The organism is Polaribacter sp. R77954, from assembly GCF_044595335.1.
Lineage (GTDB): Bacteria > Bacteroidota > Bacteroidia > Flavobacteriales > Flavobacteriaceae > Polaribacter.
This window is the reverse complement of sequence record NZ_CP138992.1, coordinates 3,191,589-3,206,814: the sequence shown is the minus strand read 5'-3', so window position 1 is coordinate 3,206,814 and position 15,226 is coordinate 3,191,589. Positions and strand designations below refer to the sequence as shown.

11 protein-coding genes are annotated in these 15,226 nt (G+C 30.8%); 3 read left to right on the top strand and 8 right to left on the bottom strand.

The genetic code is table 11. From position 1 onward, the window contains the following. Positions 1 to 81 precede the first annotated feature (81 nt). Complete coding sequence (mfd, locus tag SJY27_RS13990; protein ID WP_397445488.1) at positions 82 to 3,420, top strand: transcription-repair coupling factor; 3,339 nt, start codon at positions 82 to 84, stop codon at positions 3,418 to 3,420. Continuing rightward, positions 3,420 to 4,277, top strand: a complete 858-nt coding sequence (locus SJY27_RS13985; protein ID WP_397445487.1) for a DMT family transporter — start codon at positions 3,420 to 3,422, stop codon at positions 4,275 to 4,277. The genes mfd and SJY27_RS13985 overlap by 1 nt, the downstream gene beginning before the upstream one ends. Positions 4,278 to 4,294: 17 nt before the next feature. On the opposite strand, the gene SJY27_RS13980 is transcribed toward SJY27_RS13985, so the two are convergent. The 8 genes from SJY27_RS13980 to SJY27_RS13945 form a co-directional block, all read right to left on the bottom strand. Then, positions 4,295 to 4,510, bottom strand: coding sequence for a hypothetical protein (locus tag SJY27_RS13980; RefSeq protein WP_397445486.1), 216 nt, complete (start codon positions 4,508 to 4,510; stop codon positions 4,295 to 4,297). A gap of 1,151 nt (positions 4,511 to 5,661) precedes the next feature. Beyond that, positions 5,662 to 6,513, bottom strand: a complete 852-nt coding sequence (galU, locus tag SJY27_RS13975) for a UTP--glucose-1-phosphate uridylyltransferase GalU (RefSeq protein WP_397445485.1) — start codon at positions 6,511 to 6,513, stop codon at positions 5,662 to 5,664. Between the two features lie 37 nt (positions 6,514 to 6,550). Further along, entirely contained in the window at positions 6,551 to 7,546 is a 996-nt protein-coding gene (locus SJY27_RS13970; RefSeq protein ID WP_397445484.1) for a mevalonate kinase, read from the bottom strand. 701 nt (positions 7,547 to 8,247) lie between these two features. Further along, complete coding sequence (locus SJY27_RS13965; protein ID WP_397445483.1) at positions 8,248 to 9,072, bottom strand: thymidylate synthase; 825 nt, start codon at positions 9,070 to 9,072, stop codon at positions 8,248 to 8,250. A gap of 196 nt (positions 9,073 to 9,268) precedes the next feature. Then, positions 9,269 to 10,672 carry a NupC/NupG family nucleoside CNT transporter gene (locus SJY27_RS13960; RefSeq protein WP_397445482.1) on the bottom strand — a complete coding sequence of 468 codons (1,404 nt, stop codon included), beginning with the start codon at positions 10,670 to 10,672 and terminating at the stop codon, positions 9,269 to 9,271. 15 nt (positions 10,673 to 10,687) lie between these two features. Beyond that, the gene (locus tag SJY27_RS13955) at positions 10,688 to 11,299 is read right to left on the bottom strand and encodes a bifunctional nuclease domain-containing protein (RefSeq protein ID WP_397445481.1); all 612 of its coding nucleotides are present in this window, start codon (positions 11,297 to 11,299) and stop codon (positions 10,688 to 10,690) included. A gap of 188 nt (positions 11,300 to 11,487) precedes the next feature. Beyond that, complete coding sequence (locus SJY27_RS13950; protein WP_397445480.1) at positions 11,488 to 12,444, bottom strand: electron transfer flavoprotein subunit alpha/FixB family protein; 957 nt, start codon at positions 12,442 to 12,444, stop codon at positions 11,488 to 11,490. Between the two features lie 103 nt (positions 12,445 to 12,547). Beyond that, on the bottom strand, positions 12,548 to 13,294 hold the full coding sequence (locus SJY27_RS13945) for an electron transfer flavoprotein subunit beta/FixA family protein (protein WP_397445479.1): 747 nt from the start codon (positions 13,292 to 13,294) through the stop codon (positions 12,548 to 12,550). Between the two features lie 857 nt (positions 13,295 to 14,151). Between SJY27_RS13945 and SJY27_RS13940 the strand changes: the two genes are divergently transcribed. Next, positions 14,152 to 15,129: a pyruvate dehydrogenase complex E1 component subunit beta gene (locus SJY27_RS13940; RefSeq protein WP_397445478.1), complete on the top strand. Its 978-nt coding sequence runs from the start codon at positions 14,152 to 14,154 to the stop codon at positions 15,127 to 15,129. Positions 15,130 to 15,226 lie beyond the last annotated feature (97 nt).

Here is a 15,226-nt window from a genome sequence, read left to right as displayed (position 1 = left end):
ATATTGTATTCGACTAGAAAAGAAAATTCTTGAGGGCTTTTTTATTACATAAGTATAGTACATTTGTAAAAATTTATTACGTTGAGCAAGCAGAACATTGTAAACCAATATCAAAAATCTGCGAGTGTATCGCAGTTCGTTAAAGCCCTTCAACAAGACAAAAACCATTTTCAAATTACGAATTTGGTTGGGTCTTCATTGTCTTTTGTTATTTCAGAAACGTTTAAAAAAGCAGACAAACCATTTCTTTTAATTTTTAATGATAAAGAAGAAGCTGCATATTATTTAAATGATTTAGAACAACTTTTAGGCGATAAAAATGTTCTTTTTTATCCAGGTTCTTATAGAAGACCTTACCAAATAGAGGAAACAGACAATGCCAATGTATTGTTGCGTTCAGAGGTATTAAACAGAATAAATTCTCGTAAAAAACCCGCAGTAATTGTTACTTACCCAACAGCACTGTTCGAAAAAGTTGTTACCAAAACAGAACTAGAAAAAAATACGCTAAAAGTGGGAGTTAGCGATAATTTATCTTTAGATTTTGTAAATGAAGTTTTGTTCGAATACAAATTTAAACGTGTTGACTTTGTTACAGAACCTGGAGATTTTTCTGTTCGTGGTGGAATTATAGATGTATTTTCTTTTTCTAATGATGAACCTTACAGAATAGAATTTTTTGGTGATGAAATAGATAGTATTAGAACTTTTGATGTTGAAACACAACTCTCTAAAGAAAAGCTGAAAAAAGTTTCTATCATGCCAAATGTAGAGAATAAAACTTTGCAAGAAAACAGAGAAAGCTTTTTAAAATACATCTCATCTAAAACGGTAATTTTTACTAAAAATATTAATTTACTCACTGGCAACTTAAATAAATTTTACAAAAAAGCAGAAGATGCTTTTCTTAAACTGTCAAAAGAAATCAATCACTCAAAACCAAAAGAGTTATTTTGTGATGGCGATTTTATTTTAAAACAGTTACAAGACTTTACTTTAATAAGTTTAGAATCTGGCACAAAAAACAATCCACATGAAATAAATATTAATTTTAACACACAACCACAGCCCTCTTTTAACAAGCAGTTTAATTTGTTAATTGACAATTTAAATGAGTCCCATAAAGCAGGTTTTACCAACTATATTTTTTGCGCTAACGAACAACAAGCCAAACGTTTTCACGATATTTTTGATGATGCAAAAGAACAAGTACATTACGAAACTATTGTTTTTCCTTTGTATCAAGGTTTTGTTGATGTAGATCAAAAATTAGTATGCTACACAGATCATCAAATTTTTGAACGCTATCATAAATTCCGATTAAAAAATGGTTACGCTAAAAAGCAAGCCATCACTTTGCAAGAATTAAATAAGCTTGAAATTGGCGATTATGTAACACACATGGATCATGGAATTGGTAAATTTGGTGGTTTGCAAAAAATTGATGTTCAGGGTAAAAAACAAGAGGCCATTAAATTAATTTATGGCGAACGAGATATTTTATATGTCAGTATTCATTCTTTACATAAAATTTCTAAATTCAATGGTAAAGATGGTAAAGCCCCTAAAATATACAAACTAGGCTCTGGTGCTTGGAAAAAAATCAAACAAAAAACCAAAGCCAGAGTTAAACACATTGCTTTTAATTTAATTCAGTTGTATGCCAAAAGAAAATTACAAAAAGGTTTTGCTTTTGGGCCAGACACCCACATGCAACACGAATTAGAAGGAAGCTTTATGTATGAAGATACTCCAGACCAATTTACTGCGACCCAAGCCGTAAAAAACGATATGGAAAAAGCACAGCCTATGGATAGACTGGTTTGTGGAGATGTTGGTTTTGGTAAGACAGAAGTAGCTGTAAGAGCTGCTTTTAAAGCTGTTGATAATGGAAAACAAGTCGCCATTTTAGTACCTACAACTATCTTAGCTTTTCAGCATTATCAAACCTTTACAGAACGATTAAAACAGTTTCCCATAAAAATTGATTATTTAAACCGATTTAGAACTTCAAAACAAAAAACCGCTGCCATTGATGGCGTAAACGATGGTTCTGTTGATATTATTATTGGTACACATCAACTAACAAATCAACGTATTAAATTCAAAAATTTAGGGCTTTTAATTATTGATGAAGAGCAAAAATTTGGAGTTGCTGTAAAAGACAAACTAAAAACGCTAAAAGAAAATGTAGATACTTTAACCCTAACTGCTACTCCAATTCCAAGAACTTTACAATTTAGTTTAATGGCTGCAAGAGATTTATCTGTCATAAAAACACCACCACCAAACAGACATCCCATAGAAAGTCATGTCATTCGTTTTGGTGAAGAAACTTTAAGAGATGCCATTTCTTACGAAATTTCTAGAGGAGGCCAAGTTTTCTTTATTCATAACAGAATCGAAAATATTAAAGAAGTGGCTGGTTTACTGCAAAGATTGGTTCCATCAGCAAAAATAGGAATTGGCCATGGACAAATGGAAGGTAAAAAACTAGAGGAATTAATGCTCGGTTTTATGGCTGGTGATTTTGATGTTTTAGTATCAACAACTATTATAGAAAGCGGTTTAGATGTGCCTAATGCAAACACCATTTTTATAAATAATGCCAATAATTTTGGTTTGTCTGATTTACATCAAATGCGAGGAAGAGTTGGACGTTCTAACAAAAAAGCATTCTGTTATTTCATCACTCCACCTTATCATATGATGACAGATGATGCTAGAAAACGTATTGAAGCTTTGGTTTTATTTTCTGATTTAGGAAGTGGTATTAACATTGCCATGAAAGATTTAGAAATTCGGGGTGCAGGAGATTTATTAGGTGGTGAACAAAGTGGTTTTATAAATGATATTGGCTTTGACACCTATCAAAAAATACTGCAAGAAGCTATAGAAGAATTGAAAGAAAATGAGTTTGCAGATTTATATCCAACAGATACTTCTAAACCTAAAGAATATGTAAAAGAGGTGGCTATTGATACTGATTTTGAGATTCTTTTTCCTGATGATTACATCAACTCAATCACAGAACGATTGGCTTTATATAACAAATTGGGCACTTTAGAAACAGAAGATGAATTGCAAACATTTGAAACTGAAATTATTGATCGTTTTGGAGAAATTCCTACACAGGTTGAAGATTTATTAGATTCTGTGCGTATAAAATGGTTGGCAAAAGCATTAGGTCTAGAAAAAATCATCTTAAAACAAAAAAGAATGATTGGCTATTTTGTTTCAGATCAACAAAGTGAATTTTATCAAACACCAGCTTTCTCTAAAATGCTAAAATACGTTCAGCAAAACCCAAAAAGTTGTGTTATGAAAGAAAAACAAACCAAAAACGGATTACGTTTACTGATCACTTTTATAAAAATAGATGCTGTAAAAACAGCTTTACACACTTTAAAAACCATTTAATGGAGAATTCTCACATCAAAAACTTAGCATTTTTACTTTTAGCAACGCTTTTTATCAGTACATCAGGTGTTTTAGGTAAATATATTGGTATGCCTCCAGAGGCTATTATTTTATTTAGAGCTTTATTTGCTGCAATTTTTATTTATCTATTTTGTAGAATTAAAAAAGTTGATTTAACCATTCATTCTAAAAAAGATAAAATCTCTTTTTTAATAAGTGGTTTTTTTATGGGCGCACATTGGGTAACCTATTTTTATGCCTTAAAACTTTCTAATGTAGCTATTGGTATGTTATCTATGTTTACATTTCCAATAATGACTGCTTTTTTAGAGCCTTTTTTCTCAAAACAAAAATTAAGCCTTGTGCATGTATTTTTAGCACTTTTAGTATTGATAGGTATTTACTTTTTAGTTCCTGATTTTTCAATAGAAAACGATCAAGCAAAAGGCATTCTATTTGGTGTATTTTCTGCTTTGTGTTATTCATTACGAAATTTAATTACTAAAAAAAGTGTTACTGATTACAACAGTAGCGCAATTATGCTGTATCAATTAATTGTAGTTACAGTAATACTTTTACCTGTATTGTTTATTAGTGATATTTCTAATTTAGAAAGTCAACTGCCTTTTTTAGTATTAGTGGCTTTATTAACCACAGCTATTGGTCACACAATGTTGGTAAATTCCTTGCAGTATTTTTCGGTATCCACAGCCAGTATCATAGGTAGTATTCAACCCATTTTCGGAATTATCATTGCCTATATTTTTATTAACGAAGTTCCTAATAAAAACACTTTTATTGGTGGTAGTTTAATCTTAATCACAGTAGTTATTGAGAGTTTGAGAAGTAAGAAATAATTACTCCATTTATTTCTTTACATATTTGGCAAAGAAATAAAATTATTGTTTCTCCAAAATAAACTACTAAAATCACTTGTGATTTTAGTGCTGTATTGAACATTTAAACTCGTAAATTCTAAGTTAGAATCTTCGACATCAAGATAAGTAAACAGTGTAATTCTTTGTGTGGTAGTTGGTATTTTAGCATCATATAGTTCATGAAAATCTTCTGCCCTTTTTTTTAATATCATTTAGCTTTTTCTTTTTTTGAAAGTGATTTCTTTTTATAATTTCTTCTTTTTTTACAATCTTAAAATCTTTCATATCAAAATATATTTCTCCATTTTGAGAATAATTATCTTTCTCTATGTTGAATGAAATCACATTACAATCTCGACCAGAAATTGTTGGTCTTTAAATTAACCTATATTCAAAGATGGCTTTAATTTAATAACAGTTGATGATGTTGCTTAAGAATGAATCATAGATGAATACATCATGTATTCTCAAATTGAACATATAGACTTTTTTTAGGACTTATTATAAAAGAACCTCCAAGATCTAAAGAAGTTAAAAGCTTATCCAGAGAAAAAAAACAAACAAGATTTTAATGAAAGAATACAAAAATTTATTGAAGCTAACTTTGATACAAATTTGACACAAAAGCTTGGTTTAACTGAAGGAAAGTATAGAATATTTACTCTATTTGCAATTGATAAAACAGGAAATACGATAAATATGATAGTTTAATCACCTCATCAAAAACTAAAAAATGAAGTCCTAAAAATGTTTAAGAAACTACCCTAATTTATCCCAGCAAAACAATGTGGTAAGTTTATAAAAACCAAATACGGTATTCCTATTACTTTTTTAGTTGATTAAGATAATATTTGAAAAGGAGAATAAAAGTAAGAAGTCCTAACAAATTAAATTTATTAGGACTTTTCGGTTTGTCAAGAAAAACTCAAAACTTGAATGTTAGTAATCAAAAGGTATATTAATTATTAAACCTTTTGCTAATGTTTTAGCAGATGTAAATTAAAGTTATTTTTCACCTAATAAATCAATTATAATAGCACAAGATGTATAGTAAACAAATAATTCATGAATGTAATTCCTTCAAAACAAATTACGGACTAATATTCAAAAAAACAACAACAAAACTATAGATTTTACCATGCTAAATTTGAAAATAGACTTTTTTCATGAAACTTGAGTGTATCAGTTATGTGGTACTTAGAAACCTTTTTTATTAAATAAATCTATAGCAATTTTTAATTACATAAGTATAACTAACAAACTTAGTATTTATTCTTTTTCTAAATAGGAATTCTTTGAGTTAATTTGAGTTTGTTAAATACTCCTGCAGCTTTTATAGAGCTTTAAAAATAACTTTATTTTGTTATAAGTTCTTTGCTATTTCTTTAATAAATTCACTTAAAGGAGCTTTAAATTCATCACGCTTTAGTCCCATTTCGATAGTGGTTTTCATAAAATCTAGTTTATTACCTATATCGAATCTTTTTCCTGAAATAACCGTAGCAATAATAGATTCTTGATCTAATATTATTCGCAAAGCATCTGTTAACTGGATTTCATTACCCTTACCTCTAGGGGTTTTTTCTAATGCTGAAAAAATTTCAGGAGTTAGAATATATCTACCTGCAACAGCTAAGTTTGAAGGAGCATCTTTAATGGATGGTTTTTCAATCATATCAGTTAGTTGCAAAATTGTCTCACTTAATTTGTCTCCTCCTACAATTCCATACCTATCAACTTTACTAGGATCTACAGTTTCTACACCAATTACGGTTTGTCCATATTGTTCATAAGCATCTATCATTTGTCTAGTACAGGGAATTACCGAATCAACAATTGTATCTCCCAACAATACAGCAAAAGGTTCATTCCTACAGTGGAAACGTGCGTGATAGATTGCATCACCTAATCCATTTAATTCTTTTTGTCTTATAAAATGAATATTTGCCATTTCTTCAATACTCCGAAGTTCATTGTATAATATTTCATCTTGTTTTTCTAGCAGTCTTCGTTCTAATTCAATATTCCTATCAAAATGATCCTCAATTGAACGTTTTCCTCTTCCTGTTATAATTAATATGTCTTCAATACCAGAGTCAACTGCTTCTTGAACTACGTATTGTATGGTTGGAGTATCAACTACTGGAAGCATTTCTTTAGGTTGTGCTTTTGTAGCAGGTAAAAATCTTGTTCCAAATCCTGCTGCTGGAATCACTGCTGTTTTTATCATTTTTTTTTTGATTTAAGTATTTCTAAAATACGTAAGGTTTAATAACTCTTGCGTTAAGGCGTTTTAATTCAACCATAAGATGTCTCAGCATTTTGTCGTCCTTATAAAACCCTATGATTGCACCTCCTGAACCTGATAGTTTTACAGAAGCACCGCACTTACGTGCCGTTTGCACCAATTCGATATTACTTTCTGAAACATTCATTATTTCACATCTTAAGTCAAAATTTTTATCCATAAGTTTGTAGAGGGTTTTAAAGTCACCCAACTCAATGGCCTTTTTCCCATCCTCTGCACATTTAGCAATTTGTTGAAGTGTATCTATGGTTTTTTGATCACCAGCATCATAATTCTGCTTTATATTGTTTAAAACTGTTCCTGAAACCTTGCTTAAACTCGTTTTATATGCTAGAAATAGATTTGGTAAATCCTTAACATTTAATTGTTCATATTGTCCAAAGCCGTGATTGTCCATGTAGGATTTTTCGAAATCCATATATACACATCCTCCATATACTTGTATCACACGATCCTGTAAACCAGCATTAATACCTAATTCATCTCTTTCAGCAGAGAGTATTAGGCTTGGTAACAACTCTTGTTTAATTTCTATATTATAAAACCTAAGTAAAGCCTTAAAAGTTGCGGTTATAATAGCACTTGATCCTGCCATTCCTACTTGTCTAGGAATAGATGTATGATATCGGATTGAAAAGTTTTTGTTTTCTAGTTTAATGTTAGAATTTTTGCAATAGTCCGTAAATGTTTTAATTGCAGCCTTTACTAGCCTAGTACCTCCATAATAGCCTGTGCTATTAATTTCTTCGTACATATGGTTTAAGTTTCGAAACGTATTTTTATCTCTAGGGCCATCAAGAATTTTTAATTCAGGTGTCTGGTAAAGTTCTATATAGGCACCAAAATTTCTTATACTTACAGAAATGGTTTTTCCAAAATATCCATCAGAGGGATTTCCTAATAAACCAGCACGTGCAAAAACTCTTTCTTCGATTATCATTTAATATTTCCTAAGTTTTTGTTACGAATATAAGAAAATCGAATATATATTAGACAAACAAAGTAAAAAAGTAAATTAAAATCATAATTATTGGTAAGGGCTTATTTTGTTGTCATTTTATGTATCAAGGATACCACAAGAAATCATATAATTTAGGATTTTGCCATCTAAATTCAAATATAGCAATCAATTTATATTGATTTTCGATAATTCAGCCCAACAATTTAATAATTTTTATACTTTGAAATATGTTAATCTAAAAATCGATATAACTAACTAAGCTTTTTAAATATCAGTAGATTATTTCATAACTTTTAAATCAATAATAATAAGTAGGTATTCTATGGATAATTTTAATAATCAGGACCTTTTAGGGTTTATGAGTTAATTCCACAAATACAATACACAAAACCCCATAAAACACAAAAACAACTGATAATCTAATGATTAAAAGTTACGTGTTAGTTAAGCCATAAAGACATGAACCTTGAATAACGATTCCAAAAACCGATGTGTTACCAATTTCACCATAGCCTAATGCTTCTTAGGGGATTTAAATTTAAACAATCTTTCAATCTTACTATCTGTTGAACTTGAAAGCTTACGAAGTAAAAAATAGGTGAATAACGTTTTCATCTATTATACAATGTCTTAAAAACTTAATCTTTTAACCTAAAGTTAAGTTTAAAAGTTAAGTTAATTTAAACTGCAACTTTTCCTTTTATATGAGGATGTGGGTTATAATCTAATAGCTCAAAATCATCAAAGGTAAAATCTTCAATATTTTGTATTTCAGGATTGATTTTCATTTTTGGCAATGGTCTAATATCTCTAGACAGCTGTAGCTCTAACTGTTCTATATGATTGTTATAGATGTGTGCATCACCAAAAGTATGGATAAATTCACCTGCTTCATACCCACAAACTTGCGCAATCATCATTGTAAATAAAGCATAAGAGGCAATATTAAAAGGTACACCTAGAAATATATCTGCGCTTCGTTGATAGAGTTGACAAGATAATTTTCCGTCAGAAACATAAAACTGAAAAAAGGCATGACAAGGAGGTAAAGCTGCTTTACCATTCGCCACATTTTCTGAAAAAGAAATACTTGTATCTGGCAAAACTGAAGGATTCCAAGCAGAAACCAACATTCTTCTAGAATTTGGGTTTTGCTTTAAAGTTTCAATTACTTCTTTAAGTTGATCTACCTCATCACTGTTCCAATTACGCCATTGATGCCCATAAACGGGGCCTAAATCACCATTTTCATCAGCCCATTCATTCCAAATTCTGACACCATTTTCTTGGAGATATTTAATATTGGTATCACCTTTAATGAACCATAATAATTCGTAAACGATCGATTTTAAATGCAATTTCTTGGTGGTTACCATAGGAAAACCTTCACTTAAATCAAATCGCATTTGATGCCCGAAAACACTTTTTGTTCCTGTGCCAGTTCTATCTCCTTTTTCGTTTCCGTTTTCTAAAACGTGTTTTACTAAATCGTGATATTGTTTCATAAGCTCATCTTCTGTCTTCTTAAAGAGAAGAAACTATTTCTAGTTATTAAGTGTAAAATTAAAGAATTTGTGTATTTATAAACCAAATAAATAATTTATCAATAGTTATTAACTATACCTTTTTAAGTTTTAAAATGTGAATTTTATCAGCATTAATTTTCCCCTTTGGGGAAATGTATGAAAGACAAAGGGGCTTTTACCCAATAATCATTCCAGCAATAGTAGCAGACATTAAAGAAGCAATGGTACCACCAATTAAGGCTTTCATTCCAAATTCTGATAACGTTTTACGTTGCCCAGGTGCAAGTGAACCAATTCCACCAATTTGTATTCCAATTGATGCAAAATTTGCAAAACCACATAACATATACGTAGCCATAATTACAGATTTATTAAACGTTAAATGTGTTGCACTTGCTACGTTTTTTAATTCTGCTAATTGTATATAACCCACAAACTCACTAGCCGCTAATTTGATTCCTAATAATTGACCCATTAATGCCATATCTTCTGCTGCAACACCAATCAACCACATTAAAGGCGCAAAAATATAGCCCAGAATAAACTCTAAAGAAAGTTTTTGATAACCTGTATTGGAAGCTATACTATCGTTTAAAGTAGTTATCTCTCCAGCCCAGCCTAAAATTCCATTCACCATAGCAATCACAGCAACAAATACTAATAACATAGCACCAACATTTACTGCTAATCGCAAACCTTCTGTGGTACCATTTGCAATAGCATCTAATACATTTGAACCTATTTTTTCTTGAGAAACAGTAACATCTGTATTCACGTCTTCCGTTTGCGGATATAAAATTTTTGAGATTACAATGGCTCCAGGAGCAGCCATAACAGAAGCTGCTAATAAATGTTTGGCAAACACCAATTCTAATTGTTTATCTCCACCACCTAAAAAGCCAATATATGCTGCTAAAACTGCGCCTGCAACTGTGGCCATTCCACCAATCATTACCAAAAGCATTTCAGACTTATTCATTTTTTCTAAGTATGCTTTTATCAATAAAGGCGCTTCTGTTTGTCCTAGAAAAATATTTCCGGCTACAGATAAACTTTCCATACCAGAAATCCCTAAAAATTTGGATAGCACAATAGCTAGTATTTTTACAACTTTCTGAATGATACCTAAATAAAACAACAAAGAAGTAAGTGCTGAAAAAAAGATAATTGTTGGTAAAACTTGAAAAGCAAAAATATAGCCAAAAGTGTCCATATTGCTTACCATTCCTGAAAACAAGAATTCACTACCCGCTTTTGTGTATTCTAAAATCTCAATAAAAATCCCCCCAATAAACTCAAATATTGCTTGAATAAATTTTACTTTTAAGACGCCTATTGCAATTAACAATTGCAAGGCTAAACCAATACCAACTTTTTTCCAATCAATGGCTTTTTTGTTGCTACTAAATAAAAAAGCAATCAAAATTAAAACTCCCATTCCTAAAATACCTCTCCACAAACTATGTATAGAAAATCCTTGGCTGGGTATAATTTCTGAGGTTGCTATTACTGCATCTGCCTCTTGAGAAAAAATTGAAACGGATAAGAAACAAAGAATTAAAACAACTATTTTTTTCATAATTAGTTTTGTAATTTAAGGACGTTTACTTATTTCGTCTCTAATTTTGGCAGCAAGTTCGTAATTCTCATTAGCAACAGCATTATTCAATTGATTGTGCAATTCTTTTAATGATACGCTTGAAAAATCGTTTGTTTTTTTAGGAGAAGTAACTTCGAAATCTATAGGTAATTCAGATGATTCCTCTTTGTTGTCAATATCCATTTCGTCTTCAACCTTTAAATAGATACCTGCTTTGTCTAAAATATTTTCGTAAGTATAAATTGGTGCATTAAAGCGAACAGCAATGGCAATAGCATCTGAAGTTCTGGTATCTATTACTTCTTCAACCCCTTCTCTTTCGCAAATTAAACTAGAAAAGAAAACTCCATCTACCAACTTATGAATAATTACTTCTTTTACTACAATACCAAAAGTATCTGAAAAAGTTTTAAATAAATCGTGTGTTAATGGTCTTGGAGGTCTAATTTCGGTTTCTAAAGCAATGGCTATAGATTGTGCTTCAAAAGCCCCAATTATAATAGGTAAGGTTCTTGTTCCTTCAATCTCACTCAAAACTAAAGCATAAGCCCCAGTTTGTGTTTGACTGTATGAAATTCCCTTAATGGTTAGTGGTATTAAACTCATATATCATTCTACAAAATCAAAAAAAAGAAATTTTTATAATTGGTTTATAAAAAACTTTTTAAAGGGCACAATTTAATAAAAATAATAGACTGAACCTTTTTATTTTGCTAGTTTTTACCAAAAGAAAAAACCTATTAGTTTACTGTGCTAATAGGTTTTCATTAAAAAACTGTGTTTGAATATTTGAATTAAGCTTGCTTAAAAGCTTTGAGCTTCTCTATTAATTGCGGAACCACTTCAAAAGCATCACCTACAATACCATAATCTGCTGCTTTAAAAAATGGTGCTTCTGGGTCTGTATTGATTACTACTTTTACTTTAGATGCATTAATACCTGCTAAATGCTGAATGGCACCAGATATTCCAATGGCAATGTATAAATTAGAAGCTACAGGTTTACCTGTTTGCCCAACATGTTCTCCATGAGGTCTCCAACCTAAATCTGACACTGGTTTAGAACAAGCAGTTGCTGCTCCTAAAACGTCTGCTAGTTCTTCTACCATTCCCCAATTTTCTGGTCCTTTTAAACCTCTACCAGCAGAAACAACGGTTTCTGCATCTGCAATAGTTACTTTACCTGTTATTCTTTCTACTTTTTCCGATGATACTCCAGAGGCCACAATTGTTGCTTCAAAAGTTTCTGTAGTACCAGAAACAGGGTTTTCAAAAACTCCGTAAGAATTTTTAGCAACACCAATTATTTTGTTTGCTGTTGTTATTACAGTATTGCTAAAACCTTTATTTGAAAAAGCTTTTCTTTTTACCATAAACGGACTTGTTGCACTTGGTAAAGCTACTACATTTGAGGCATAACCTGCATCTAAAGTAACCGCCAATATTGGTGCAACATGTAAAGTATCTATGCTAGAATCTAAAATAATTATATCTGAACCCTGTGCTTGAGCAACTTGCTGAATTACTGATGCATATTGTTTGGCATTAAAAGTACTTAAAGTATCATTAGAAACTGCAATTACTTTTTCTGCACCATAAGTGTATAGTGCATCATTATTATCGGCATTAATGGTTACTGCCACTACTTTACTCCCTAATTGTTCAGCAACTTTTTTTCCATAAGAAACTACCTCAAAAGCACTTTTCTTAAATTTACCATCTGTTGCATCTGCAAAAACTAAAACTGACATATTTTTATATTTTTATCCTGAACTGCTTTCAGGAACTTTTTAATAATTTTATTTATCTTGAAAAAGATTTCAAATCAAATTCGGAGTCATTTAATTACAAAAATTAAATCACTTTGGCCTCATTATGCAATAAATCAATCAACTCATCAATATTATCGGCATCTATTAATTTTACGGTTCCTTTAGGTGCAGGTTTCTCAAAAGATTCTATTGATGTTGCTGGCTCAGTTTCAACAGGCTCAACAATATTTAATGGCTTTTTACGAGCCATCATTATACCTCGCATATTTGGTATACGTAAATCTTTTTCTTCTACAATTCCTTTTTGACCTCCAACAACTAAAGGTAAAGCTGTACTTAATACTTCGTTTCCTCCATCAATCTCTCTAATAGCGGTTACAGAAGCTTCATCAACTTCAAGACCAACACAACCATTTACAAAATTATAATCTACTAGAGTTGCCAACATTCCAGGCACCATTCCACCATTATAATCAATAGATTCTCTACCAGCTAAAACCAAATCATATCCTCCATTTTTAACAACTTCTGCCAATTGCTTTGCTACAGCTAAACCGTCAGTAGCCTCCATATTAACCCTTACAGCATCATCAGCACCAATTGCTAAAGCCTTACGCAAAGTAGGTTCTGTTGATGCTGTTCCTACATTTACAACAGTTACTTTTGCTCCTTGCTTTTCCTTAAACCACATTGCTCTTGTTAAACTAAACTCGTCGTAAGGATTTATTACAAACTGAACTCCATTTGTATCAAATTTCGTATCGTTTTCAGTAAAATTAATTTTAGAAGTGGTATCAGGTACATGACTAATACATACTAATATTTTCATAAAATTCTATTTTATAGTTGTTTTTATCGATGACAAAACTACGGCTTTTTTTTAAAAAATACTATGCATGCATAATAAATTTAAATTATTTAACACTTTTCGAAAAGGATTGCGTATTAGTAATACCATGATTTCTTTATGAGGATTAAAGCCCAGATGTAAGAAAAAAAATTGATCATCATCAAAGTTTTCTTGCTTTAAAAAAACTTGTATTCCAAAAGAGCAAATAATTTTATATCATTGATTTTAAGAATGGTATAATTACATTTTATCAATAAATAATTTCCAAAATCATTTTGTTCCATAAATATATACTCTTTTAAATCTTTCTTTTTTACAAAAATAACTTTTGATTAAATCGAAAAAAATTCTCTAAAAAATGGCATTCCTGTACGTAATACAAAGCTATCTTTATAAAACTTTACATAACGACTGTTTTGAGTGATACTAAATAGCGTGCTTTCAACTCATCATATTTCTATTGAACTTTCTTCAAAGCAATTATCTACTGCAAAGGTTTCCTATAATATAAGCCTAATTGCAGCAGTATTTCCTACTTTCTATTTAAGATACTTTTCACATTTTCTCTTCATGATTGATTTGGATGTAAAAACGCTCATACATACAATCTAATTAAAGAAGGTTACCTATAAACAAACAAAAGGCAATCATTAAAACATTTGCTTCATTGCTGTAATTTTATATCAAAAATACAGATTAAAGATGATGATTCTTTGTTGATTCAAAAAGATCACATACGAATTCATAAAATTCTTTAACTTTATAAATAGTATTCTTAAAAAATGTCAATTAATTGCTTATTTTTGCTTTCCAAAACAAACAACAATTAATTCTATATGAAAACAGTTCAATTCAGGGAAGCAATTTGCGAAGCAATGAGCGAAGAAATGCGAAGAGATGAAAGCATTTACTTAATGGGTGAAGAAGTTGCTGAGTACAATGGTGCTTACAAAGCAAGTAAAGGAATGTTAGACGAGTTTGGTGAAAAACGTGTTATAGACACCCCAATTGCTGAACTTGGTTTTGCTGGTGTTGCTATTGGTTCTGCAATGAATGGAAACAGACCAATTGTAGAATACATGACATTTAATTTCTCTTTAGTAGGGATTGATCAAATTATAAATAATGCTGCTAAAATAAGACAAATGTCTGGTGGCCAATTTAATTGCCCAATTGTTTTTAGAGGCCCAACTGCTTCTGCTGGTCAATTAGGTGCTACACACTCTCAAGCCTTTGAAAACTGGTTTGCAAACACACCTGGATTAAAAGTAATTGTACCTTCTAACCCTTATGATGCAAAAGGATTGCTAAAAGCGGCTATTAGAGATGATGATCCTGTAATTTTTATGGAATCTGAACAAATGTATGGTGACAAAATGGAAATTCCTGAAGGAGAGTACATTATACCTATTGGAGTTGCAGATATTAAAAGAGAAGGAACTGACGTTACTATAGTTTCTTTTGGTAAAATTATCAAAGAAGCTTATAAAGCTGCTGAAGAATTGGCTAAAGAAAATATTTCTGTAGAAATTATTGATTTAAGAACCGTACGTCCTATGGATCATGATGCCATTTTAACATCGGTAAAAAAGACAAATAGATTAGTTGTTTTAGAAGAAGCTTGGCCTTTTGCAAGTGTAGCTTCTGAAATTACCTATAGAATTCAAGATCAAGCATTTGATTACTTAGATGCTCCTATTAAAAGAATTACAACTGCTGATACTCCAGCTCCATATTCTCCTGTTTTACTAGAAAAATGGATGCCAAACTCTAATGATGTAGTTAAAGCGGTTAAAGAAGTATTGTATTTATAAAATACGTTTCTAATATTAAAAAATCCTTTTTGATTTACTTCAAAAAGGATTTTTTTTATTTCCTCTACTTTTCTTTTTAATCTAAAACAATTGCGTA

Coding starts and splice junctions, on each gene's coding strand:
- SJY27_RS13965 (WP_397445483.1), bottom strand. CDS start 9,072: ATGAAACAATATCACGATTTAGTAAAACACGTTTTAGAAAACGGAAAC.
- SJY27_RS13950 (WP_397445480.1), bottom strand. CDS start 12,444: ATGTCAGTTTTAGTTTTTGCAGATGCAACAGATGGTAAATTTAAGAAA.
- SJY27_RS13960 (WP_397445482.1), bottom strand. CDS start 10,672: ATGAAAAAAATAGTTGTTTTAATTCTTTGTTTCTTATCCGTTTCAATT.
- SJY27_RS13940 (WP_397445478.1), top strand. CDS start 14,152: ATGAAAACAGTTCAATTCAGGGAAGCAATTTGCGAAGCAATGAGCGAA.
- SJY27_RS13955 (WP_397445481.1), bottom strand. CDS start 11,299: ATGAGTTTAATACCACTAACCATTAAGGGAATTTCATACAGTCAAACA.
- SJY27_RS13945 (WP_397445479.1), bottom strand. CDS start 13,294: ATGAAAATATTAGTATGTATTAGTCATGTACCTGATACCACTTCTAAA.
- SJY27_RS13985 (WP_397445487.1), top strand. CDS start 3,420: ATGGAGAATTCTCACATCAAAAACTTAGCATTTTTACTTTTAGCAACG.
- SJY27_RS13970 (WP_397445484.1), bottom strand. CDS start 7,546: ATGATAATCGAAGAAAGAGTTTTTGCACGTGCTGGTTTATTAGGAAAT.
- SJY27_RS13980 (WP_397445486.1), bottom strand. CDS start 4,510: ATGATATTAAAAAAAAGGGCAGAAGATTTTCATGAACTATATGATGCT.